The 22,242-nt window shown below is 68.3% G+C and carries 19 protein-coding genes; 5 read left to right on the top strand and 14 right to left on the bottom strand.

Annotation, left to right across the window (positions count from 1 at the left end; genetic code table 11):
* Positions 1–137 precede the first annotated feature (137 nt).
* The 8 genes from ACO07Z_RS20455 to pdxY all read right to left on the bottom strand — a co-directional run bounded on the left by ACO07Z_RS20455 (position 138) and on the right by pdxY (position 9,150).
* Positions 138–1,436: an amidohydrolase family protein gene (locus ACO07Z_RS20455; protein ID WP_421700386.1), complete on the bottom strand. Its 1,299-nt coding sequence runs from the start codon at positions 1,434–1,436 to the stop codon at positions 138–140.
* Positions 1,437–1,449: 13 nt separating this feature from the next.
* Positions 1,450–2,394, bottom strand: a complete 945-nt coding sequence (locus tag ACO07Z_RS20450) for an ABC transporter permease (protein WP_421700385.1) — start codon at positions 2,392–2,394, stop codon at positions 1,450–1,452.
* Positions 2,394–3,461, bottom strand: a complete 1,068-nt coding sequence (locus ACO07Z_RS20445) for an ABC transporter permease (protein ID WP_421700384.1) — start codon at positions 3,459–3,461, stop codon at positions 2,394–2,396. Before ACO07Z_RS20445 ends, ACO07Z_RS20450 begins: the two co-directional genes overlap by 1 nt.
* Positions 3,462–3,615: 154 nt before the next feature.
* Entirely contained in the window at positions 3,616–5,178 is a 1,563-nt protein-coding gene (locus ACO07Z_RS20440) for an ABC transporter ATP-binding protein (protein ID WP_421700383.1), read from the bottom strand.
* A 261-nt stretch (positions 5,179–5,439) separates the two neighbouring features.
* Positions 5,440–6,480, bottom strand: coding sequence for a BMP family protein (locus ACO07Z_RS20435; protein WP_421700382.1), 1,041 nt, complete (start codon positions 6,478–6,480; stop codon positions 5,440–5,442).
* A 167-nt stretch (positions 6,481–6,647) separates the two neighbouring features.
* The gene (locus ACO07Z_RS20430) at positions 6,648–7,370 is read right to left on the bottom strand and encodes an NUDIX hydrolase (RefSeq protein WP_421700381.1); all 723 of its coding nucleotides are present in this window, start codon (positions 7,368–7,370) and stop codon (positions 6,648–6,650) included.
* Positions 7,371–7,400: 30 nt separating this feature from the next.
* Entirely contained in the window at positions 7,401–8,297 is an 897-nt protein-coding gene (locus ACO07Z_RS20425; RefSeq protein ID WP_421700380.1) for a PhzF family phenazine biosynthesis protein, read from the bottom strand.
* Between the two features lie 4 nt (positions 8,298–8,301).
* Positions 8,302–9,150: a pyridoxal kinase PdxY gene (pdxY, locus tag ACO07Z_RS20420; RefSeq protein ID WP_307019974.1), complete on the bottom strand. Its 849-nt coding sequence runs from the start codon at positions 9,148–9,150 to the stop codon at positions 8,302–8,304.
* 154 nt (positions 9,151–9,304) lie between these two features.
* Between pdxY and ACO07Z_RS20415 the strand changes: the two genes are divergently transcribed.
* From ACO07Z_RS20415 to ACO07Z_RS20405, 3 genes are all read left to right on the top strand, one after another.
* Positions 9,305–10,573, top strand: coding sequence for an amidase (locus ACO07Z_RS20415; RefSeq protein WP_421700379.1), 1,269 nt, complete (start codon positions 9,305–9,307; stop codon positions 10,571–10,573).
* A 150-nt stretch (positions 10,574–10,723) separates the two neighbouring features.
* Entirely contained in the window at positions 10,724–11,488 is a 765-nt protein-coding gene (locus ACO07Z_RS20410; protein ID WP_421700378.1) for an outer membrane protein, read from the top strand.
* A 129-nt stretch (positions 11,489–11,617) separates the two neighbouring features.
* On the top strand, positions 11,618–12,598 hold the full coding sequence (locus tag ACO07Z_RS20405; protein ID WP_421700377.1) for an aliphatic sulfonate ABC transporter substrate-binding protein: 981 nt from the start codon (positions 11,618–11,620) through the stop codon (positions 12,596–12,598).
* Positions 12,599–12,654: 56 nt separating this feature from the next.
* Here ACO07Z_RS20405 and ACO07Z_RS20400 read toward each other — a convergent pair whose 3' ends face one another.
* The 5 genes from ACO07Z_RS20400 to ACO07Z_RS20380 form a co-directional block, all read right to left on the bottom strand.
* On the bottom strand, positions 12,655–13,464 hold the full coding sequence (locus ACO07Z_RS20400; RefSeq protein ID WP_421700376.1) for an LssY C-terminal domain-containing protein: 810 nt from the start codon (positions 13,462–13,464) through the stop codon (positions 12,655–12,657).
* A 5-nt stretch (positions 13,465–13,469) separates the two neighbouring features.
* Positions 13,470–17,213, bottom strand: a complete 3,744-nt coding sequence (gene metH / locus ACO07Z_RS20395) for a methionine synthase (protein WP_421700375.1) — start codon at positions 17,211–17,213, stop codon at positions 13,470–13,472.
* 104 nt (positions 17,214–17,317) lie between these two features.
* A complete protein-coding gene (locus ACO07Z_RS20390) occupies positions 17,318–17,569 on the bottom strand; it encodes a hypothetical protein (protein ID WP_421700374.1) in 252 nt (83 codons plus the stop codon).
* A gap of 51 nt (positions 17,570–17,620) precedes the next feature.
* The gene (gene metF, locus ACO07Z_RS20385; RefSeq protein WP_244375891.1) at positions 17,621–18,556 is read right to left on the bottom strand and encodes a methylenetetrahydrofolate reductase [NAD(P)H]; all 936 of its coding nucleotides are present in this window, start codon (positions 18,554–18,556) and stop codon (positions 17,621–17,623) included.
* The gene (locus ACO07Z_RS20380; RefSeq protein WP_421700373.1) at positions 18,556–19,569 is read right to left on the bottom strand and encodes an ArsR/SmtB family transcription factor; all 1,014 of its coding nucleotides are present in this window, start codon (positions 19,567–19,569) and stop codon (positions 18,556–18,558) included. Before ACO07Z_RS20380 ends, metF begins: the two co-directional genes overlap by 1 nt.
* Positions 19,570–19,642: 73 nt before the next feature.
* On the opposite strand from ACO07Z_RS20380, the gene tsaA reads away from it, so the two are divergent.
* Together tsaA and ACO07Z_RS20370 are read left to right on the top strand one after the other, a co-directional pair.
* Entirely contained in the window at positions 19,643–20,212 is a 570-nt protein-coding gene (gene tsaA, locus ACO07Z_RS20375) for a tRNA (N6-threonylcarbamoyladenosine(37)-N6)-methyltransferase TrmO (RefSeq protein ID WP_421700372.1), read from the top strand.
* 160 nt (positions 20,213–20,372) lie between these two features.
* Entirely contained in the window at positions 20,373–21,512 is a 1,140-nt protein-coding gene (locus ACO07Z_RS20370; RefSeq protein ID WP_421700371.1) for a L,D-transpeptidase family protein, read from the top strand.
* A 67-nt stretch (positions 21,513–21,579) separates the two neighbouring features.
* Here ACO07Z_RS20370 and ACO07Z_RS20365 read toward each other — a convergent pair whose 3' ends face one another.
* Entirely contained in the window at positions 21,580–22,203 is a 624-nt protein-coding gene (locus ACO07Z_RS20365; protein WP_421700370.1) for an MOSC domain-containing protein, read from the bottom strand.
* Positions 22,204–22,242 lie beyond the last annotated feature (39 nt).

Genomic DNA, 22,242 nt, shown 5'->3' with positions numbered 1-22,242 from the left:
AGTTGGATGAACGTCATCCTGAGGTGCCCGGCCAACGGCCGGGCCTCGAAGGATGCTCATTAGGGTGCGCCGGAGACCCATCCTTCGAGGCTCGCTGCGCGAGCGCCTCAGGATGACGGCGTTCGTCCGTCAGTCACCTAACCGCCCGCCGCCACCGGCGCATAGGCCGCCGGATCGACCAGCCCCGGCCGGCCCGGCAGACCGAGTACGCTGACGCGCGGCATGCCTTCGGCGATCACCCGCCCGCGCCGCACCACGAACATCCGCACCGCCTTGAGCCGGATCGCCTCGATGGCATCCGCCGCCTGCAGCAGCACGAAATCGGCGTTGCAGCCGGGCGCGATGCCGTAGCCTTCCAGCCCCATGATTGCCGCTGGGTTGGTGGTGACGGCCTCCAGGCACCAGGTCATCGCCTCGCGCGAGGTCATCTGGCCGACATGCAGCGCCATATGCGCGACTTCCAGCATGTCGCCGGAGCCGAGCGAGTACCAGGGGTCCATCACGCAGTCATGGCCGAACGCGACATTCACGCCGGCCGCGCGCAATTCCGGCACCCGGGTCATGCCGCGCCGCTTGGGGTAGGTGTCGTGCCGGCCCTGCAGGGTGATGTTGATCAGCGGGTTGGCGATGGCGTGCACGCCGGCTTCCGCGATCAGCGGGATGAGCTTCGAGACATAGTAATTGTCCATGGAGTGCATGGAGGTGAGGTGCGAGCCCGCCACCCTTCCCTGAAGCCCCAGCCGCTGCGTCTCATAGGCCAGCGTCTCGATATGGCGTGACAGCGGATCGTCACTCTCGTCGCAATGGATATCGACCCGCAGCCCGCGCGCGGCGGCGATCTCGCACAGCGCCTTCAGCGACGCCGCGCCGTCGGCCATACTGCGCTCGAAATGCGGGATGCCGCCGACGACATCGACACCCATGTCGAGCGCGCGGTTGAGGTTCTCCGCCGCGTTGGGCGAGCGGTAATAGCCGTCCTGCGGGAAGGCGACGAGTTGCAGGTCGATATAGTCCTTCACCCGCTCCTTCACGTCGAGCAGCGCCTCGACCGCCAGCAGCCGGTCGTCGCAAATGTCGACATGGCTGCGGATAGCGAGCAGGCCCTGGCTGACCGCGAGATCGCAATAGCGCAGCGCCCGCTCGATAACCGCCTCATGCGTCAGCAGCGGCTTCAGTTCGCCCCACAAGGCAATGCCTTCCAGCAGCGTGCCGGACTGGTTGAGCCGCGGCAGGCCGAGCGAGAGCGTCGCGTCCATGTGGAAATGCGCATCGACGAAGGGCGGCGTGACCAGCCGGCCATCCGCCTCGATGACCCGCCCGGCCTCGGCCTCGATGTCCGGCTCGACGGCGGTGATGCGGCCGCCCTCGCAGGCGATGTCCACGCCGGCGCGCCCGTCGGGCAGGCGGGCGTTCTTGACGAGAAGGTCGATGCTCATGGGAACTCCAGACTCACCTTTGGCCCTTGAAATAGGGCTTCATCAGCGCACGCGGGTAATCCGCACGGCGGGCGACCAGCACCAGCGCGGCGATGGAGAAGATATAGGGCAGCATGAGGAAGATCTGGCTCGGCACCACCCCGCCGGCGATGGTCTGCACCCGCAGCTGGTAGGCGTCGAGCGCGCCGAACAGCAGCGCGCCCAGCAGCGCCTTGCCCGGCCGCCAGGAGGCGAAGACGGTGAGCGCGATGCACACCCAGCCGCGCCCGTTGATCATGCCAAAATAGAAGGCGTTGAAGGCGGAGAGCGTGAGAAACGCCCCGCCGAGCGCCATCAGCGCCGAGCCGGCCATGACCGCGCCGATGCGCAGCCCGACAACGGAAAGCCCCTGCGCTTCCACCGCTTCCGGATTGTCGCCCACCGCCCGGAGTGCGAGGCCAAGCGGCGTGCGGGCGAGAACGAAGGCGAGCCCGCCGACGCAGGCGAAGGCCAGCACGGTGAAGCCGGTCTGCTGCGCGAGGATCGGCCCGATGAACGGCAGGTCGCCCAGCACCGGCACGTCGAGCGGCGCGAAGGGCTCGATGCGCGGCGGCGTCGCCACATTGGGAAAGGCGACGCGGTAGCCGAAATAGGCGAGCGAGGTGGCGAGCAGCGTCACCCCGATGCCGGTGACGTGCTGCGACAGGCCGAGCGGCACGGTGAGCACGCCGTGCAGCAGGCCGAACGCCGCCCCCACGCCGGCCGCGACCACCACCCCGCCCCAGAGCGGCAGGCCGAGATAGACCGCCAGCCAGCCCGACAGCGCGCCGGCGACGAAGATGCCCTCAATGCCGAGATTGAGCACCCCGGCCCGCTCGCACAGCAGCGCGCCGAGCACGCCGAAGATCAGCGGCGTGGCGATGCGCAGCGTCGCGGCCCAGAAATTGGCCTGGGTGAGAATGTCCAGCGCCTCCCACATCAGGCGGTCCCCCGGCGGACGAAAACGATGCGAAAGCGCGTCAGCAGCCCGCCCACCAGCACGCTGAGCAGGGCGAAGGCGACGACGAGATCGGCGAGATAGTTGGAGACGCCGATGGCCCGGCTCATCGAATCCGCGCCGACGAACACGCCGGCGACGAAGATGGCGGCGGGAATGACGCCGAGCGGCGAGAGGTTCGCCAGCGTCGCCACCACGATGCCGGCATAGCCGAAGCCGGGCGAGAGATCGGCGGTGAGATAGCCCTTCAGCCCCGCCACCTCGCTCGCCCCGGCAAGGCCCGCGAGCCCGCCGGAGAGCAGGCCCACCAGCGCCATCGCCTTGCCCACGGGCAGGCCGGCATAGCGGGCGGCGCGGGCATTCTCGCCCACCGCCCGCAGGCGGAACCCCCAGACGGTGCGGGTGATGAAGACGTGCAGCAGCACGGCGGCGAGGATGGCCAGCACCAGCCCCCAATGCAGGCGCCAGCCGGCCACCAGCTTGGGCAGTGTCGCCTCGTCCAGCACCGGCGCCGATTGCGGCCAGCCGAGCGCCATCTCGTCCTTCATCGGCCCTTCCAGCATCATCTGCACGAACAGCAGCACGATGAAATTGAGCAGCAGCGTCACCACCACCTCGTCGGCGCCGAAGCGGGTCTTGAACAGCACTGGCACCAGCAGCAGCACCGCCCCAGCCAGTGCGGCGCCGATGAGCACCAGCGGCACCAGCACATAGGACGGCGCCTCGATCAGTCCCGCGCCCAGCGCCACGGTGGCGAGGGCCCCGGCATAGAGCTGGCCCTCGGCGCCGATGTTCCACAGCTTGGCGCGGAAGGCGACGGCGGCGGCGAGGCCGGTGAAGATGAGCGGCGTCGCTCGGGTCAGCGTTTCCGCCAGCGCAAAGCCGTTGCCGGCCGCGCCCTGCGCCATCAGCGCGAAGGCGGTGAACACCGGGGCGCCGGTGAGCGCCAGAGGGATAGCGGTCAGCGCCAGCGCCGCCAGCCCCGCACTGACGGAAACGGCAAGGGTGAGCCAGAGCGGGGTGCGGGCGCGGGGCACGAAGCGGATCATGCGCGGGCTCCGGGCCTTCCAAGTGACACAACGAGCATCCTTCGAGGCCCGCTCCGCTCGCACCTCAGGATGACGTGGCTCTCACCGATTGCCGTCATCCTGAGGTGCCCGGCAAAGCCGGGCCTCGAAGGATGCTCGTTGTCATCGAACGCCATCACGCCGCCTCCCCCACGCCATGACCGGCCATCATCAGCCCGACCGTGCGCACATCCAGCCCCTCGGCCGGCAGCGCCGGCGACAAATGCCCGGCATGGACCACGGCGATGCGGTCGGAAAGGGCGAAGAGTTCGTCGAGATCCTCCGAGATCAGCAGCACTGCCGCCCCGCGCCCGCGCGCGGCGATGAGCCTTCGATGCACATCCGTGGTGGCGCCGATGTCGAGCCCGCGCGTCGGCTGATGCGCCAAGACGAGCCGCGGCGCGCGCTCCAGCACGCGGGCCAGCACCACCTTCTGCATGTTGCCGCCCGATAGCGCGCGGATCGCCGCGTCCGGGCCGGGGCAGCGCACGTCATAGGCCTGTATCGCCTCACGCGCGCGGGCGCGGATGGCGGCGCGGCGGATAAGTCCGGCGCGCTGGTTCTCCGGCGCGGCGATGGTTTCCAGCACGAAATTCTCCGCCACGCTGAGCGCGCCGATGGTGCCGTCGCGGTGGCGGTCCTCAGGGATTCGGCCCACCCCGGCGGCGACACGCCCGGCCGGATCGGCGGCGGCGAGGCGCGCGCCGTCGAGCCGCGCTTCTCCGGCACGGGGCGCGGCAAGACCCGCGACAAGCGCCGCCAGCGCCCCCTGCCCATTGCCGGAAACGCCGGCAATGCCGACGATCTCGCCGGCGCACACCTCAAGGTCGGCGTCTTCCAGCCGGTCACGCGCGGAAGGCGCGCCAACGCTGACGCCGCTCAGGCTCAGCACCGGCGCGCCGGGGGTCGACGGCGGGCGCTCGCGCGCGGGAATGGCGCGGCCCACCATGAGTTCGGCGAGCGTCGCGCGGTCGGCGCCGGCGGTCGGGCGGTCGGCGACCTTGGCGCCGCCGCGCAGCACCACCACCCGCTCGCACAGCGCCAGCACCTCGTGCAGCTTATGGCTGATGAAGATGACCGCCAGCCCCTTCCCCGCCAGCGCCCGCACCGTGGCGGCGAGGCTGTCCGCCTCCTGCGGGGTGAGCACGGCGGTCGGCTCGTCGAGGATCAGCACCCGCACGTCACGATAAAGCGCTTTCAGAATTTCGATGCGCTGCTGCTCGCCCACCGACAGCCGCGCCACCGGCACGTCGAGATCGACGGCAAGGCCGCTCTCTTGCATCAACCGGGCGATCTTGGCCCGCGCGCCACGCCCGCGCAGCTTGACGCTCCACAGCGACTGCGTGCCGAGCACGATGTTCTCGAAGCCGGTGAGGTTTTCGGCCAGCGCAAAGTGCTGGTGCACCATGCCGATGCCCGCCGCCAGCGCCGCCTGCGCCGAACCGCCGGGCAGCGGGCTCAGCTGCCCATCGGCGCCGGCGATCGAGACGCTGCCCTCATCGGCGATGTAGTGGCCGAACAGGATGCTCATCAGCGTGGTCTTGCCGGCCCCGTTCTCGCCCAGCAGCGCCACGATCTCCCCGGCGCGCACATCGAGGTCGATGGCGTCGTTCGCCACCAGCGGCCCGAACCGCTTGGTGATGCCACTGAGCGAAAGGACGAGCGGGCGGGGATCGGGATGCCGAGAATCGGGGTGCATGGAATGTCCATGTAAGGAAAGCGGCCCTACTGACAGGCCCTCATGCCCGGGCTTGACCCGGGCACCCAGTGTTGGTGCCTACCCGTCCCCCTAAATCCCCGGGTCAAGCCCGGGGATGAGGGAGGAAGGTGGTCGGTCAGCGTTCCCGGAACGACTTAGGACCATCCGGGATGGCGGCCGTTTGGGCGAGATGCCGCAGCCCCCTCACCCTGGCTCTCTCCCCGACGGGGAGAGGGAAGAAGGCGGCGCTGTCGTCCCGCCTCACAGCGTCGATTTGGGCTCGGCGTCGTTGACGTTGACGCGGAAGAGACCGTCCTTGATCTCCTTTTCCTTTACCAGCACCAGCTCGATCACCTCGGGCGGCACCAGCTTCGGGTCGAGCGGGGCGAGGCTCGCGCCACCCTCGGCCATGTAGCTGTAGGGGCCGTAATCGGCGGCGACGAAGGTGCCCTCCGTCACTTCCTTGATCGCCTTGTCGATGGTCGGCTCCATCTGCCACAGGGCGGAGGCGATGATCGTGCCGGGATACTGGCTCGACGTGTCGATCACGTTGCCGATTGCCTTCACGCCGCGCTCCTTGGCGGCGTCGGAGACGCCGAAGCGCTCGGCGTAGAGCACGTCCGCGCCCTTGTCGATCTGGGCGAAGGCCGCCTCCTTGGCCTTGGGCGGGTCGTACCAGGAGTTGATGAAGGTGACGATGAACTTGACGTTCGGGTTCACCGAGACGGCGCCTTCCATGAAGGCCTGCATCAGCCGGTTCACTTCCGGAATGGCGTAGCCGCCGACGAGGCCGATGATGTTCGACTTGGTCGTCTTGCCCGCCACCATGCCGGTGAGGAAGGACGGCTCATGGATGAAATTGTCGAACACCGAGAAGTTCGGCTTGGTCGGGCCGAAGGAGGAGCCCATGAGATAGGCGGTCTTGGGGTAGTCCGCCGCCACCTTGCGGGCCGGGCGCTCCACCGCGAACACCTCGCCGACCACGAGGTCGGCGCCCTCTTCCGAATATTGGCGCATCACGCGCTCATAATCGGTGTTGGCGACGTTCTCGGAGAATTTGTAGGTGATGTCGCCGCGCGCCTCGGCGGCCTTCAACGCCTTGTGGATGCGCGAGACCCATTGCTGCTCCACCGGCACGGTGTAGATGGCGGCAACCTTGATCGGCTTGGCCTTGCCGGCGGCGAAGGCCTCGCGGCCGGCGGCGGTCAGCGCCAGCGCGCCCGCGCCGAGCGCCAGCAATTGCCGCCGATCCAGCATGCCTGACGAAAAAAGCGGCAGGCTTCCAGACGACTTGCGCAGCATTTCCTGTACTCCCCGAATAAGCTCCGGCGACCGGCCCCAGCTCAGCGCCGCGATGACCCTGCCCATGCGAGGGCCATGCCATTTTCGAACTGATTGGTCCGAAAAGTCACGGCCTCATTCTACCCTGTCCCCTGCCCTGTTCCCATGGCAGGCGTCGGCGCCTCCGCCTAAGCCTGCGTCGCCCAAGCCTGCGCGAGATAGCGGCGAATGAGCGGCGACATGCCCTCGGCCAGGTCCTGCGGCCCGCGCACCACCAGCACCTCGTCGAATTCCGGCCTCTCATCACCCGCGCCGAAGCGGCGGATGCGGGCGGCAAGCGCCTCTGCCTCCTCCTGCGCGCGCACCTCGCGCAGCAGCGCCAGCCGGCGGGCATCGTGCAGCGCGGTCCAGCCGGGAGCCAGGGTGATGTCGGCGGCGGTGAGGCCGGTCTCCTCGGTAAGCTCGCGCCGGACGCTGCCTTCGAGATCGACCGTTCCCTCGGGGGTGAGGTCGGTGAGGTCCGGCGTGCCGGCGGCGAAATAGATGCGCCCGGCATTGGCGGTCCATTGCGCCATACGGATCAGGACGAAGCCGCCATCCGCCCCGCGCAGCGCGCCCATGGCGAAGGAGACGCGCAGGCGCGGATGCGCGCGCTCATTCGCCAGCAGCCAGAGCAGCGCCGCATAATCGGCCTCGGCATAGTCCGCGACCAGCCGCCGCCCCTCGAAGCGGTGGGCGTCGAGCAGCAGCACGCGGCCGTTCCATAGCGCCGGATTGGCCGCCTTGCGGGCGGCGTAATGCGCGTCGATCGCCGACCGCTCCTCGGGCGTGAAAATGAGCGGCGTCGGCGCGAGCCGCCCCTCGACATGGTCGAGCATGCGCAGCGTCAGCCCGTCCGGCTCTGCCGCCATGCTCACCAACGTTCCGGGCGGCCAGCCGGCTCAGACATGCAGCACGCCTTCGGAGACGATGACCGCGCCGCCGCCAATGGTGACGGCGGTCAGCGCGCCGTCTTCCACCTTGAGACCGAGCCGCACCAGGCTGGGACGGCCCATCTCGACGCCTTGCAGAATGTCATAGGCATGGAAGCCGTCGCCCGGCTGCTCGCCGGCCAGCAGCGCCGCCGCCAGCGACGCGGCGGCCGAGCCGGTCGCGGGATCCTCGTCGATGCCCATATTGGCGGCGAACATGCGGGCGCGGAAGTCGCCCTCGCCATCCTCATCGCGGCAGAACACATAGACGGAATCGGCGCCGCCGCCGAAGGTGGAGATGAGCCGCGCCGCGCTCGGGCTGATGCGCGCCAGCGCCGAGCGGGAGGCCAGCGGCACGCAGACGAAGGGCACCCCGGCGGAGGCGATGAACGGGCCGTAGCCGTCAAAGCCGATATCGGACGTGTCGAGGCCCAGCGCCTGGGCGCAGGCCTCGCGTGTCATCGGCGCGGCGTCGAGGATTTCCGGAATGCGCGGCACGGTGAAGGTGGCGCTGCCCGAACGCTCGCTCCGCACGGCAACATGGCACGCCACCGGCCCGACATTTTCCTCCAGCACGAAATCGTCGCTGGTGGTCACGCCGTCGCGCAGCGCCAGCAGCACCGCCGCCCCCACGGTCGGGTGGCCGGCGAAGGGCAGTTCGTGGCTGGTGGTGAAGATGCGCAGCCGCGCCCGGTTCGTCTCGTCCTGCGGCGGCAGGATGAACACCGTCTCCGAGAGATTGAACTCGCGGGTGATCGCCTGCATGTGGTTGCCGTCGAGCCCCTCCGTGTCGAGCACGACGGCCAGCGGATTGCCGGAGAGTGTCCGGTCGGTGAAGACGTCGAGCACAACGAAGCGGCGGGCCATGGGGTCAGATCTTCTCCGGGGTGAAGAGGCGGGACGGGGTGACGAACTCGTCCTGGGCGGCGACGGTGAGGATTTCGCGCGAGCCCGCCGCCGCGGTGCGGGCGAGCAGCCCATAGGCGGAGGAGGCCGCCTTGGCGAGCGCCTCGGCAGTGGAATGCGTCGCCTTCCAGTGCACGAAGAACAGCGCCGCGATGGCGTCGCCCGCGCCGTTCACCGAAATGTCGAGCTTGGGGGTACGCAGGCGGAAGCGCCCGTCCGGGCCGGACGCCATCAGGTCGATGGAATCCTCCGGCGTGTCCTCGGTGTGCAGGCTCGTGACCATGATGACGCGCGGCCCGCTGGCATGCACCGCGTCGCAGGCCGCCGCCGCCTCATTGAGCGTGGTGGAGGAGCGGCCGGAGAGATAGTCCAGCTCGAACTGGTTGGGGGTGATGAGATCGGCCGCCGGCACCGCCCGGTCGCGCATGAACTCAGGGATACCCGGCCGCACGAACACGCCGCGCCCGACATCGCCGATCACCGGGTCGCAGCAATAATGCGCTTCCGCATTCGCCGCCTTCACGCGACCCACCGTGTCGAGGATGGCATCGCCGATCTCGGCCGAGCCCATATAGCCGGAGAGCACGCCGTCGCAGCGCGGCAGCACGTTGCGGTCCTCCAGCCCTCCGACCAGTTCGCGGATCAGATCGGCGCCGAACACCTCGCCGCGCCAGGCGCCATAGCCGGTGTGGTTGGAGAACTGCACCGTGTGCAGGCCCCACACCTCATGCCCGAGCCGCTGCATGGGAAACATGGCGGACGCATTGCCGACATGCCCATAGGCCACCCAGGACTGGATCGACAGAATATTCATGCGACGCGCCTCACCTTTGCTGACGATCCGCGCTTAGCGCCCCGAAGGCAAGCGCTCAAACGAAATTCCGCGCGGCTCCCATAAGCGGAATCGATGCGTCGCCGGCACGCGGGCTCTTGTCGCGAATCCCCGCCCATGCGACAGGCTTAAGGCCATGACAGAGATGCTCTCCGCTGCCGCCCTCGCCCAGGCCGTCCACGCCGGACGCCTCTCCCCGGTCGATGTCGCCGAACGCTGCGCCGAGGCGATCCGCGCCCGCGAGGAAGAGGTGCAGGCCTTCGCCAGCCTCGACCTGCCGGGGCTGCTGGAGGCCGCCACGCGGCCGGGGCTCGCGCAGACGCCGCTGGCCGGGCTCCCGGTCGGGGTCAAGGACATTCTCGACACGGTGGACTTTCCCACCGAGCGCGGCTCAAAGCTTTTTGCCGGCTACCGACCCACAACCGATGCGGCCGTTGTTCGTATGGCGGTGCGGGCGGGCGGGCTCATAGCCGGCAAACTGGTGACGACGGAATTCGCCTTCCTGCAGCCGAGCGTGACCCGCAACCCACGTCGCGTCACCCACACGCCGGGCGGCTCGTCCGCCGGATCGGCGGCGGCGGTGGCCGCGGGCATGCTGCCGGTGACGATCGGCACCCAGACCGGCGGCTCGATCATCCGTCCGGCCTCGTTTTGCGGCGTTACGGGCTACAAGCCGTCCTTCAAACTGCTGCCCGTGCTGGGGCTCAAGCCGTTTTCCTGGTCGCTCGATACGATTGGCCTGTTCGGCGCCCATGTCGCGGATGTCGCCTTCGCTACGGGGGCACTGACGGGGCGCGACTTCGCGCTCACCGATGACATGCCGGCCCCGCGCATCGCCGTGGTGAAGACGGCGCGCGCGGCGCTGGCCACGGCCGACGCCCATGCCGCGCTCGACGCCGCCGCGGCGGCCGCCGGCAAGGCCGGTGCGCAGGTCACGGTGCTCGATCTGCCGGACGCGGTCGAGGCGGCGGACGAGGCGCATGGGGTGGTGCAGGGCTATGAGGCCGCGCTCGCCTTCGCCGATGAATGGGACCGCCACCGCGACGCCCTGTCGCCGACGCTTTCAACCTATCTGCAAGGCGCCGCCGCCCTCACCCCGGAGCAGTACGATTCCGCCCGGCGCACCGCCCGGCGCGGCCGTCACGCGCTCGCCGACCTCTACACCGACTATGACGCGCTGCTCACCTTCTCTGCGGCCGGCGAGGCACCGGAAGGCCTGGGCAGCACCGGCTCGCCGGCGTTCAACCGCGTGTGGACGCTGACCGGCAGCCCGTGCCTCAACATTACCGGCCTGACCGGCGCCACCGGACTGCCGATCGGCGTGCAGCTCGTCGGCCGCTTCGGCCGCGACCGCGAGCTGATGCAGATCGGCCGGTTCCTGGAGCGGGCCATCGTCGCCGCCTGAGGTCGGTTTCCGGCCCAAGCATCTGCGGCCTGACAAAAAGTTGACGCTGTTTCTGTCGCAGAAAACGGTTTGTTAACGACACCGGCAGAGGCTTTGTTAAGTACGCAGCACTAGGTTGCCCCCATTCCATTTCCTTCGGGGGCGTTCCTCATGCGTATCAAGTCTCTCCTCCTCGGCACCGTCGCAGCGGCGGCTCTCGCCGCTCCGGCCCTCGCGGCCGACCTCTCCTACCCGGTCAAGGCGGCGCCCGTCGCCTATGTGCCGGCCTTCAGCTGGACCGGCGTCTATCTCGGCGGCAATTTCGGCTATGGCTGGGGCGATGGCTCCGCGCCGTGGAACAACTACCTGCTGTACTACTACAGCGGCTATGATTCGGTTGCGGCCAATGGCGGCTCCAACCCCACCGGCTGGTTCGGCGGCGCGCAGATCGGCTACAACTACCAGCTCGCGAACAACGTCGTTCTCGGCGCGGAAGCCGACTTCAACTTCGGCTCCATGACGGATCGCCTGAACTACACCGCCATCGCCGCCGGCGACCCGACCCTGCAGGACACCGGCTCGATCAACACCAAGATCGAGTCCTTCGGCACCGTCCGCGCCCGCGTCGGCTATTCCATGGACCGCTTCCTCCCCTACGTCACCGGCGGTCTCGCCTGGGGCAATGTGAAGGTCAGCGAGAGCTTCACCTCCTATGCCGACGGCGCGCTCGACGGCTTCGGCGCCTCCTCGCGCAGCGACACGCTGTGGGGCTGGACGCTGGGCGGCGGCGTGGAATACGCCATCACCGACAACTGGACCGTGAAGGCCGAGTATCTCTATATCGACCTCGGCGACATCACCTGGGACGGCGCCTCCGGCACCAAGCTGGACATGTCCATGTCCACCCTCAAGGCCGGCGTGAACTACAAGTTCTGATCGCCGCAGCCCTGCCTGCCACAAGGCCCCGGACGGCAACGTCCGGGGCTTTTTGCATTCTGGTTCGCGCGACGCTGGACAGGTCATCCATTATTATATTAAATCGATATACTAATGGAGATTTAATTGATGTCCCGCATTTTTTCCCGTCGATCCCTCATCCGCGTCGCCGGAGCGGCCGCCGCTGCCCTGACACTGGCCGCAACGCTGCCGGTCCACGCCCAATCGCCCGAGACGGTACGCATCGGCTATCAGCGCTCGTCGACGCTCATCGCCCTGCTCAAGGCGGATGGCTTGCTTGAGAAGGCATTGGCGCCGCTCGGCGTGAAGGTCACCTGGCATGAATTCACCAGCGGCCTGCCGCTGCTGGAGGCGCTCAATCTCGGCAAGATCGACGTGACGGCCGATGTCGCCGACACGGTGCCGGTCTTCGCGCAGGCGGCGGGCGCCAAGCTGGTGTTCTTCGCCGAGGAGGCGCCCTCCCCGTCGGCGCAGGCCATTCTCGTGCCGGAGGGCTCGCCCATCGCCAGCCTCGCCGAGCTGAAGGGCAAGAAGATCGCCGTCACCAAGGGCGCCGGCAGCCACTATCTCCTGCTCGCCGCGCTGGCCAAGGGCGGCCTCACCTTCAAGGACATCGAGCCCGCCTATCTGACGCCGGCGGATGGCCGCGCCGCCTTTGTCGGCGGCAATGTCGATGCCTGGGTGGCGTGGGACCCCTTCCTCGCCACCACGCAGGCGCAATCCAAGGCGCGCATCCTCGCCGACGGCACGAACGGGCTGGCGAGCTACAAGCGCTATTACCTCACCTCGGAAGAGTTCGCCGCCAAGGGCGCCCCGGTCATCGCCCTGCTGTTCGAGCAGCTCAAGGCGAAGGGCGACTGGGTGAAGGCCAACCCGAAGGCGGCCGCCGCCGAACTCGCCACGCTGTGGGGCATCGATCCCGCCGCCGTCGAGGTCGCGGATGGGCGGCGCAGCTACAAGGTGGGGGCCGTCACCAAGAACGGACTCGCCGAGCAGCAGAAGATCGCCGACGCCTTTCTAGCGGAAAAGCTGCTGCCCCGTGCCGTCGATACCAGCGCCGTGGTGATCTGGCAGCCCGCCAGCCAGTAGCCTGTCAGGCCGCAGCGCCGGAGCCGGCGACGATCAACGTCGTCGCCGGCACTTCTTCAGTCCACTCCGAGCAGCGACGCCGCCGCGCTCCACACCGCGTTCTTCACCCCCACGCCGGGGGGCGAGGCGACGATGGTGGGCGGGTTGGGGTTCTTCTCGCCATTGGTGGTCAGCCGGGCGAAGGTGACCTCGCCATCGGTGTAGTAGCGGTCGCCGCCGCCATTGCGGCCGAACAAGGTGGGGCCGAGGCCGGTGACCTGATAGACCGTGCGCACCATGCCGGCGGCCTTGAGGTCGTCGATCAGCAGGTCGCGCACCGCATCGACATTCGCGCCGATATGGTGGGTCACGGCGCCGGTGTAATGGCTGAGCCCGACGCCCTTGTCATAGGTGGCCGAGCCAAGCCACACCGGGGCGCCTTCCTTGCCGCTGTCCAGCACCTTCCAGAAGCGCACATGGTCGCGCCGGTCGGCGCTACGGCCGACCTCCTTCTCGAAGGCGAGGTCTTCCACCCGCCCGTCATAATAGAGCGGGCTCACCGGCGCCTGCGGGTCGGGCCGGCGCAGCAGCACCGAGCCGACAATGGCGAGGCTCGATTTCAGCGTGATCGGGTCCGCCGGCAGCCAGCCGGCGGCATTCATGGCGTGGAGGACATCCTCCTGCGTGCCGACAAGCCCGACATCGATCGGGTCGCCGGGAATGCCCTGCTTGGTCTGCGTCACCATCGGCATGCGCTTGATGCCGGGCTGGTGCTCGTGATGCGTCCACAGCCGCGGCAGCATCACATAGGCGAGCGCGGCCCAGATGACGAGCGCGACCAGCGCCCACATCAGCACCTTGCGCGTCTCGCCATCCAGCACGCTCATCGTCCCTACTCCGCCGCCTGCGACCGCAGGCTGAGCGGGTCATAATTGAGCACCGGGGCCAGCCAGCGCTCGGCCTCCTCCACGCTCATGCCCTTGCGCGCGGCATAATCCTCGACCTGGTCGCGCTCGATGCGGCCGACGCCGAAATAGGCGGCCTCGGGATGGGCGAAATAGAGCCCGGACACCGCCGCCCCCGGCCACATGGCGAAGCTTTCCGTTAGCTCGACTCCGATCTCAGCGGTGGCGTCGAGCAAATTGAAAAGAATCGCCTTTTCGGTGTGGTCGGGTTGTGCGGGGTAGCCCGGCGCGGGGCGGATGCCGCGATAGGCTTCCTGGATGAGGCTCTCATTCTCCAGCTTTTCATCCGGGGCATAGGCCCAGAATTCCCGGCGCACCCGCTCATGCATCCGTTCCGCAAACGCTTCTGCAAGACGGTCCGCCAAGGCCTTGAGAAGAATCGAGGAATAGTCGTCGTTCGCGGCCTTGAAAGCGTCGGAGCGCTCCTGCTCGCCAAAGCCGGTGGAAACGCAGAAACCGCCGATATAGTCGGGCACGCCGGTCGAGGTGGGGGCAATGAAGTCGGCCAGCGCCAGATTGGTGCGGCCCTCGCGCTTGGCCATCTGCTGGCGCAGCGTGTGCAGCGTGGCGCGCTCCTGCGCCCGGCTGTCATCCGCGAACAGCACGATGTCGTCGCCCACCGCGCCCGCCGGCCAGAAGCCGACCACGGCGCGGGCGGTGAGCCATTTCTCCGAAACGATCCGGTCCAGCATCTTGCGCGCATCGTCATAGAGCGCGCGCGCGGCGATGCCGACCTTGGGATCGTCGAGAATGGCGGGGTAGTGGCCGGCGAGTTCCCAGGACTGGAAGAACGGCGTCCAGTCGATATAGGGCACCAGTTCGGCGAGGTCGTAATCGCTGAACACCTTCGTGCCGAGGAAGGTCGGCACCGGCGCCGTATAGCTCGCGAAGTCCAGCGCCAGCCGGTTGGCGCGGGCGTCCGCCAGCTTCACCCGCACCTTGTTGCGGTCACTCTTGGCGTGGGCGTCGGCGACCTTGGCATATTCGGCGCGCAGGCTGGCGACGTAGTCGGTGCGGGTGTTGTCGTTCAGCAGATTGGAGACCACCCCCACCGCGCGGCTGGCGTCGGTGACGTAGACCGCCTGCCCGCGCACATATTGCGGGGCGATCTTCACCGCCGTGTGGACGCGCGAGGTCGTGGCGCCGCCGATGAGCAGCGGCACCTCGAAGCCTTCGCGCTCCATCTCGGCGGCGACATGCACCATCTCGTCCAGCGAGGGGGTGATGAGGCCGGACAGGCCGATCACATCCACCTTCTCGGCCTTGGCGACCTCAAGGATCTTCGCCGCCGGCACCATGACGCCGAGGTCGATCACCTCGTAATTGTTGCACTGAAGCACGACGCCGACGATGTTCTTGCCGATGTCGTGCACGTCACCCTTCACGGTGGCCATCAGCACCTTGCCGGCGGAGGAATCCCCGGTGGTGCCGTCGTCGATCTTCTCCTGCTCCATGAAGGGCATGAGATAGGCCACCGCCTGCTTCATCACCCGGGCGGACTTCACCACCTGCGGCAGGAACATCTTGCCGGAGCCGAACAGGTCGCCGACCACGTTCATGCCGGCCATCAGCGGGCCTTCGATGACGTGCAGCGGCCGGGCGACCGACTGGCGCGCCTCTTCGGTGTCCACCTCGACGAAATCGGTGATGCCGTTGACCAGCGCGTGTTCCAGCCGCTTCTCCACGGCCCATGTGCGCCAGGTGAGATCGGCCTCCTTCTTCTCGCGGCCGCCGCCCTTGAAGCGCTCCGCCAGCGCGAGAAGGCGCTCGGTGGCGTCCTCGCGGCGGTTGAGCACCACGTCCTCGCTGGCCTCGCGCAGTTCCGGCTCGATCTCGGAATAGGGCGCGAGTTGGCCGGCATTGACGATACCCATGTCCATACCAGCAGCGATGGCGTGGTACAGGAACACGGCGTGCATCGCCTCGCGCACCTGCTCATTGCCGCGGAACGAGAAGGACAGATTGGAGACGCCGCCGGAGATGTGGGCGTGCGGCAGCTGCTGGCGGATGGCGCGTGTCGCCTCGATGAAGGCGACGCCATAGCCGGCATGTTCCTCGATGCCCGTCGCCACCGCGAAGATGTTGGGATCGAAGATGATGTCCTCAGGGGGAAAGCCGACTTCATCCACGAGGATGCGGTAGGCGCGCGAACAGATCTCGATCTTGCGCTCGAACGTGTCGGCCTGCCCCTTCTCGTCAAAGGCCATCACCACCACGGCGGCGCCATAGGCGCGCACGAGGCGCGCATGGTGGCGGAACGCCTCCTCGCCTTCCTTCATCGAGATGGAATTGACGATGCCCTTGCCCTGAATGCACTTCAGGCCGGCCTCGATGACGCTCCATTTGGAACTGTCGACCATGACCGGCACGCGGGCGATGTCCGGCTCGGCGGCGAGCAGGTTGAGAAAAGTCACCATCGCCTTCTCGGAATCGAGCAGGCCTTCATCCATGTTGATGTCGATGACCTGGGCGCCGTTCTCCACCTGGTCGCGCGCCACCGCCAGCGCGGCGGTGTAGTCGCCATTGGTGATCAGCTTGCGGAAGCGGGCCGAGCCGGTGACGTTGGTGCGCTCGCCGACATTGACGAAGGGGATGATCGGGGTGAGCTCGAACGGCTCCAGCCCCGACAGCCGCAGCATCGGCTCGATTTCCGGCACGATGCGCGGCGCATGCGGGGCCACCGCCTCGGCGATGGCGCGGATATGGTCCGGCGTGGTGCCGCAGCAGCCCCCAACGATGTTGACGAGACCGGAGGCGGCGAATTCGCCCACCAGCTTCGCCATCGCCGCCGGGCTCTCGTCATACAGGCCGAATTCGTTGGGCAGGCCGGCATTGGGATAGGCGCAGACCAGCGTATCGGCGAGGCGCGAGAGCTCATCGATATGGGCGCGCATCTCCTTGGCGCCGAGCGCGCAGTTCAGCCCGATGGAGAAGGGCTGGGCGTGGCGCAGCGAATTCCAGAACGCCGCCGGCGTCTGGCCGGACAGGGTGCGGCCGGAGAGGTCGGTGATGGTGCCGGAGATCATGACCGGCACGCGGATGCCGCGTTCCTGGAACAGCCGCTCAATGGCAAACACCGCCGCCTTGGCGTTCAGCGTGTCGAAAATGGTTTCGATCAGCAGGAGGTCCGCCCCGCCGTCGAGCAGCGCGGCGGCCTGTTCGCCATAGGCGGTTGCGAGTTCGTCGAACGAGGTGGCGCGGAAGCCAGGATCGTTCACATCGGGCGAGATCGAGGCGGTCCGGTTGGTCGGCCCAATGGCGCCGGCGACGAAACGGCGGCGGCCGTCCTTCGCGTGCGCGAGGCGGGCGGCGTCCTTGGCGAGCTTGGCGCCCTCGAAATTGATCTCGTAGACGAGGCTTTCCATGCCGTAATCGGCCATGGCGATGGTGGTGCCGGAGAAGGTGTTGGTCTCGACGATATCCGCCCCGGCGAGGAAATAGGCCAGGTGGATGTCGCGCACCGCGTCGGGGGCGGTGAGGTTGAGCAGGTCGTTATTGCCCTTGAGGTCGCGGTTCCATGCCTTGAACCGCTCGCCGCGATAGCCCGCCTCATCCAGCTTCAATTGCTGGATCATCGTGCCCATGGCGCCATCGAGCACAAGAATGCGCTCGCGCGCGGCCTGATGCAGGGCGTCGAGGGTGTCGGTGGTCAAGGTCGGGGCGTTGGCCATGACAGAGCACTTTCTACTCCCTCTCCCCGGCGGGGAGAGGGTTGGGGTGAGGGGCTGCGGCGCGAACCCATGGGGCCGACGCCATCACCCCGTCGCGTTGCAGGTCAATGACCTTTTTCGAGCTTGTCGAGACGCTTCTCGATGGCTTCGATACGGTCTTCAAACTCGGCAGAGGCGTAACGGCCGAGCACGGATTCACCATGCATGGCCTGCTTGAGGCTTTCGATTTTCTTGTCCAGACCCTCGAAGCGAAGATCGTGCTCCACCAGCTTGCGATCCACCCGCTCGAAGCCCTCTTTCATCTCCGCGCGGATCTCACGCAGCAGCGTCAGGATGAAGTTGTCCGGCTCGCTCATCGACCGTCTCCGTGGAGTGCCCCTACTATATGGCACGCCGACGCGAAATTCTCATGCCGCCGCCTGTCCCTTGCCGTCGCCCGCGCCATTGACCTCCTGCGGCGGGCGGATGCCCAGGAGGTGGCACACGGCGTAGACGAGATCGGCGCGGTTGAGCGTGTAGAAATGGAACTCGGTGACGCCGCGATCCACGAGATCGAACACCTGCTCGGCCGCGACAGCGGCGGCGATCAGCTTGCGGGTCTCGGGGTCGTTGTCCAGACCCTCGAAGCGGGCGGCCAGCCAGTCCGGCATGAAGGTGCCGGTCTTCTCCGAGAAATTCTTCGCCTGCTTGAAGTTCGAGACGGGGAGGATGCCCGGCACGATCGGCACATCGATGCCGCGCGCCCGCACCTTGTCGAGATAGGCGAAGTAGAGATCATTGTCGAAGAAGCACTGGGTGATGGCCCGCGTCGCCCCGGCCTCCACCTTGGCGGCGAGAATGTCGAGATCGGTGTCGAGCGAGGGGCTCTCCGGGTGCTTTTCCGGATAGGCCGAGACCGACACTTCGAAATTGGCGATGCGGCGAATGCCGGCGACCAGTTCCGCCGTGGTGCGGTAGCCGTCCGGGTGCGGCTCATAATGATGGCCGACCCCGCCCGGCGGATCGCCGCGCAGCGCCACGATGTGGCGGACCCCGGCGTCCCAATAGCCGCGCACCACCTCGTCCACCTCGCCCTTGGTGGCGGAGACGCAGGTGAGATGCGCCGCCGGCGCGAGGCGCGTTTCCTTGACGATGCGCTCCACTGTGGCGTGGGTGCGCTCGCGGGTGGAGCCGCCGGCGCCATAGGTGACCGAGACGAATTTCGGCGCCAGCGGCGCGAGACGGGTGATGGAGTTCCACAACGTGGTCTCCATCTCGGCCGTCTTCGGCGGGAAGAACTCGAACGACACCGAAATGGGCCGCCCGCCGGCGCGGCGGCTGCGGCGCTCGACATCCGACGACATCAGGCGACCTCCTTGTTGTGTTGGGCTTCCGCCCGCACGATGCGGGGATCGCGGGCGAGCCAGAGCGACACGGTGAGCCGGCCCTCCCCGGACGTTCCATGGTCCTTGGGGGCGAGCAGGCGATGGGATTGCGGCACGAGTCCGGCCTGGGCGAGCCAGCTTTCCATGATTTCCGGCGCGAAGCCGAGACGGCGATGGGCGTGCTGCTCGCGCAGGAATTCGAGGTCGTGCGGGTCGAAATCAACCACCAGCAGTCGCCCACCGGGGCGCAGCACCCGGGCGGCTTCCTTGATGGCGCGCGGCGCGTCTTCGAGGAAATGCAGCACCTGATGCACGATCACCACGTCGAACGCGTCGCGCGGCAGAGCGAGGCTGTAAATGTCGCCCTGGCGCACCGTGGCGTTGCGGACGCCGGCGCGGTCGAGATTGGCGCGCGCCACCGCCAGCATTTCGGCGGAAAGGTCGATGCCGACGCCGCGCTCCATCTCGCCCGCGAACAGTTCCAGAATGCGCCCGGTGCCGGTGCCGAGATCGAGCAGGCTGCCGATGCGCCCTCCGGCCAGCGCCTGCCGGATCGCGGCTTCCACCTGCGCCTCCGGCGCGTGCAGCCGGCGGATGGCGTCCCATTCATGCGCATGGGCGCGGAAATAGGCCTGCGCATGGGCGGCACGGGCGGCGCGCACCGCATCCAGCCGCTCGCGGTCGCGCAGCAGCACCTCGTCATCAGGCGCCATCAGTTCCAGCAGTGCATCGGTGAGCGCGGCGCCGGGCGCGTCGACGGCGCGGCGGTAGAACACCCAGCTCGCCTCGCGGAAGCGCTCGACAAGCCCGGCCTCGGCCAGAAGCTTGAGATGGCGCGAGATTCGCGGCTGCGACTGGCCCAGAATCTCGGTAAGCTCGGAAACGGTCAGTTCGCCCTCGCCGATCAGCGCCAGCAGGCGCAATCGCGTGTCCTCGCCGGCCGCCTTCAGGCCGTCGAGCAGCAACGCGAAACCGAGCGGGGAAGCGGACAAAGAGACCTCCAAGAAAGATATAAAGATATGTTTATGTCTTATCCCGACCCGACGCAAGGGGCCGTGACGCATCATGAGCGTTGAGAAGGACGACACCGCGCACGGTGTGACCGGCGCAGCCGGCGATTTCGGCGTGCGCCCCGGCGAGGTGACGGTGGACCTGCCGGCGCAGCCGGACGCCGGGCTCTATTTCATCGGCCGCATCCGCACCCCGTGGACGCAGCGCGCCGACTGCCCGAAAAATGCCGGCGAGGCGATGGCGCGGCAGCACGTGTGCACGGTGGAAATCGACCCACCCTTTCGCCCCGCGCTGCAGGGACTTGAGGGAACCACGCATCTCTGGCTGCTCTATTTCATGGATCAGGCGCCGCGCAACCTTGTGATGCAGGTGCCGCGGCGCTCCGGCACCGCCCATGGCACCTTCGCCCTGCGCAGCCCGGCCCGGCCCAACCCCATCGCCCTGAGCGCGGTGCGGCTGCTCGGGATCGACGGCGGCAGGCTCACCGTGATCGGCCCGGACTGCCTCGACGGCACGCCGCTCCTCGACATCAAGCCCTATTTCGCCTCCACCGACTGTCACCCCGACGCGGCCGTCGGCTGGCGGCGCGAGCGCGCGGACGAGGCTGGCCCTGCCGCTGGGTGACCTGTGGCGCCGCTGCATCAGCCCCGCGCTACGCGCATGGCAGGGCGGAACCCGCGTTTTCGTGAGGACTTATGGTCTTGAACCTGCCTTGATCCTGCGTCATGTCCCTCGGCAGAACATTTTGGCGCAGTTCCGCGCCGACAGATTCGATTAAGGCTTGATGATGGTCGTTCGCCTCGGTTTCGTTCCCGCTGTCGCCTTCACGGTCCTGGCATCGGTCGGCACCGCCGCAGCCCAGTACTACCCCGTCGAAGGCCAGGACCCGGCTGCGCAGGGTGGGTCGGCCTATGACGCGGCAGGCAGCCGCGCGAATGAGAATGTCGAGGTCCCGGCCGCCTATGACCCCTATGGGGCGCAGGCCCCCAGCGCGGCGGCACCCTCGGGGGCCTATGGCCAGCCCGGCGCTTATGGCCAGCCGCAGGCGGCCTATGGCGCGCCTCCTCCCGGCGTGCGTGATCCCTATGCCCCGGCGGCGCCGGGTGTTCCGCCGGTGGCTACCGCTCCTTACACCGCCCCGTCGAGCCAGCCTTCCGGCTACCCCGCCGGGGCTTACTCCGGCCAGCCGCCAGCCGGCATGGCTTCGCCCTATGGCAACCAGGCCGCGGCGCCGCAGCCGGCCTATAGCCAGCCCAACTACGGCCAGCCGCCGGCCTATGGCCAGCCGCCCGCGCCGGTGGGCAATGGCGCCAACACCGCTGGCGCCAACGGCTCCAGCGTCGCCATGCTGCCGCCCGAGGACCAGCCGGAAGAAGGCCCGCCCAAGGAGCTTCCGGCTAATCTGAAGCGCCAGGTGGTGGACTATGTGACCAAGGAGCCCCCGGGAACCATCGTCATCGACACCCCGAACACCTACCTCTATTACGTGCTGCCCGGCGGCAAGGCGGAGCGCTACGGCATCGGCGTCGGCCGCGAGGGCTTCACTTGGGCCGGCACCGAGAAGATCAGCCGCAAGGCGGAATGGGCCGATTGGCGCCCGCCGGCGGAAATGATCGAGCGCCAGCCCTATCTGCCGCGCTTCATGGCCGGCGGCCCGGGCAACCCGCTCGGCGCCCGCACCATGTATCTCGGCGGCACGATCTACCGCATCCACGGCACCAACCAGCCCTCCACCATCGGCCAGTTCATGTCGTCGGGCTGCATCCGCATGCTGAACGAGGACGTGGAAGCGCTGTATGACAAGGTGAAGGTCGGCACCAAGGTCGTGGTCCTGCCGGGCAATGCGCCCGCCACCGCGAGTGCCGGCGCCGTGCCGCCCACCGCCGCCGCGCCCGTGGCCGAGACCGGCTTCGCCGTCCGCTGAGCGGACGCCGCGCAAGACCAATGATGACCAAACGGCCGGATCGCCCCCGCGATCCGGCCGTTTTCATTCAGCCGCCCCAAAGGCGCTGGGTCGGAATGCGCAGGCTCACCTCGGTGCCGGCCGTGAGCGGGCCGGCACGCTCGACCCAGGCGACCAGCCCGCGCAGCCCCTTCGCCACCTTGGCGAAATCCACCTCCGCCGCGCTGTTCCCGGTCGCCGCCGCGATCGCCGCCCCGGCATGGCGGCAGGGCGCGTTCGCCCCCTCCACCACCAGCGCAGCGCCGCCGGTGAAATGCAGCCGCGTGCCCGGCGGCAGGCCGGTGAGATCCGGCACGCCCGCAATCATCAGATTGGCACCGATCCATTCCGGCTCCACCGCCGGCACGCCGAGCCGGCGGGCGATCTCGGCGAGTTCGTCGGGTGCCACCAGCGACAATTGCCGGCTGTTGCGGATCGGCGCGCCGCGCGGATACCACGGCACGCGCGTATCCGCCCGGCGGGCAAAACCGGCATGGCGATCGCCTTCAATGCCCTCAAGCGTGACCGCGAGTTCTGCCACCGCGCGGGTGGCGAAGCCTGGGCCATCGGCGATCAGTGTCTGGGTGAGCTGCGCGGTGAGGCGGCGGCCGGGCAGCGCCACCGGCGCGCCGAACAGGTCAGGCGCCGGCGGCGCGGGGGATCGGGTGGGCATCCGGTTCTTCCATGACGACAGGGCAGTGCCAGCCTATAC

Origin of the sequence: Ancylobacter sp. (assembly GCF_965229075.1) — a bacterium.
In the GTDB taxonomy this organism is placed as follows: domain Bacteria; phylum Pseudomonadota; class Alphaproteobacteria; order Rhizobiales; family Xanthobacteraceae; genus Ancylobacter.
The sequence above is the reverse complement of the archived record's forward strand: the minus strand, read 5'-3'. Positions and strand labels throughout refer to the sequence as shown.

Coding starts and splice junctions, on each gene's coding strand:
- ACO07Z_RS20455 (WP_421700386.1), bottom strand. CDS start 1,436: ATGAGCATCGACCTTCTCGTCAAGAACGCCCGCCTGCCCGACGGGCGC.
- ACO07Z_RS20450 (WP_421700385.1), bottom strand. CDS start 2,394: ATGTGGGAGGCGCTGGACATTCTCACCCAGGCCAATTTCTGGGCCGCG.
- ACO07Z_RS20445 (WP_421700384.1), bottom strand. CDS start 3,461: ATGATCCGCTTCGTGCCCCGCGCCCGCACCCCGCTCTGGCTCACCCTT.
- ACO07Z_RS20440 (WP_421700383.1), bottom strand. CDS start 5,178: ATGCACCCCGATTCTCGGCATCCCGATCCCCGCCCGCTCGTCCTTTCG.
- ACO07Z_RS20435 (WP_421700382.1), bottom strand. CDS start 6,480: ATGCTGCGCAAGTCGTCTGGAAGCCTGCCGCTTTTTTCGTCAGGCATG.
- ACO07Z_RS20430 (WP_421700381.1), bottom strand. CDS start 7,370: ATGGCGGCAGAGCCGGACGGGCTGACGCTGCGCATGCTCGACCATGTC.
- ACO07Z_RS20425 (WP_421700380.1), bottom strand. CDS start 8,297: ATGGCCCGCCGCTTCGTTGTGCTCGACGTCTTCACCGACCGGACACTC.
- pdxY (WP_307019974.1), bottom strand. CDS start 9,150: ATGAATATTCTGTCGATCCAGTCCTGGGTGGCCTATGGGCATGTCGGC.
- ACO07Z_RS20415 (WP_421700379.1), top strand. CDS start 9,305: ATGACAGAGATGCTCTCCGCTGCCGCCCTCGCCCAGGCCGTCCACGCC.
- ACO07Z_RS20410 (WP_421700378.1), top strand. CDS start 10,724: ATGCGTATCAAGTCTCTCCTCCTCGGCACCGTCGCAGCGGCGGCTCTC.
- ACO07Z_RS20405 (WP_421700377.1), top strand. CDS start 11,618: ATGTCCCGCATTTTTTCCCGTCGATCCCTCATCCGCGTCGCCGGAGCG.
- ACO07Z_RS20400 (WP_421700376.1), bottom strand. CDS start 13,464: ATGAGCGTGCTGGATGGCGAGACGCGCAAGGTGCTGATGTGGGCGCTG.
- metH (WP_421700375.1), bottom strand. CDS start 17,213: ATGGCCAACGCCCCGACCTTGACCACCGACACCCTCGACGCCCTGCAT.
- ACO07Z_RS20390 (WP_421700374.1), bottom strand. CDS start 17,569: ATGAGCGAGCCGGACAACTTCATCCTGACGCTGCTGCGTGAGATCCGC.
- metF (WP_244375891.1), bottom strand. CDS start 18,556: ATGTCGTCGGATGTCGAGCGCCGCAGCCGCCGCGCCGGCGGGCGGCCC.
- tsaA (WP_421700372.1), top strand. CDS start 19,643: ATGAGCGTTGAGAAGGACGACACCGCGCACGGTGTGACCGGCGCAGCC.
- ACO07Z_RS20370 (WP_421700371.1), top strand. CDS start 20,373: ATGATGGTCGTTCGCCTCGGTTTCGTTCCCGCTGTCGCCTTCACGGTC.
- ACO07Z_RS20365 (WP_421700370.1), bottom strand. CDS start 22,203: ATGCCCACCCGATCCCCCGCGCCGCCGGCGCCTGACCTGTTCGGCGCG.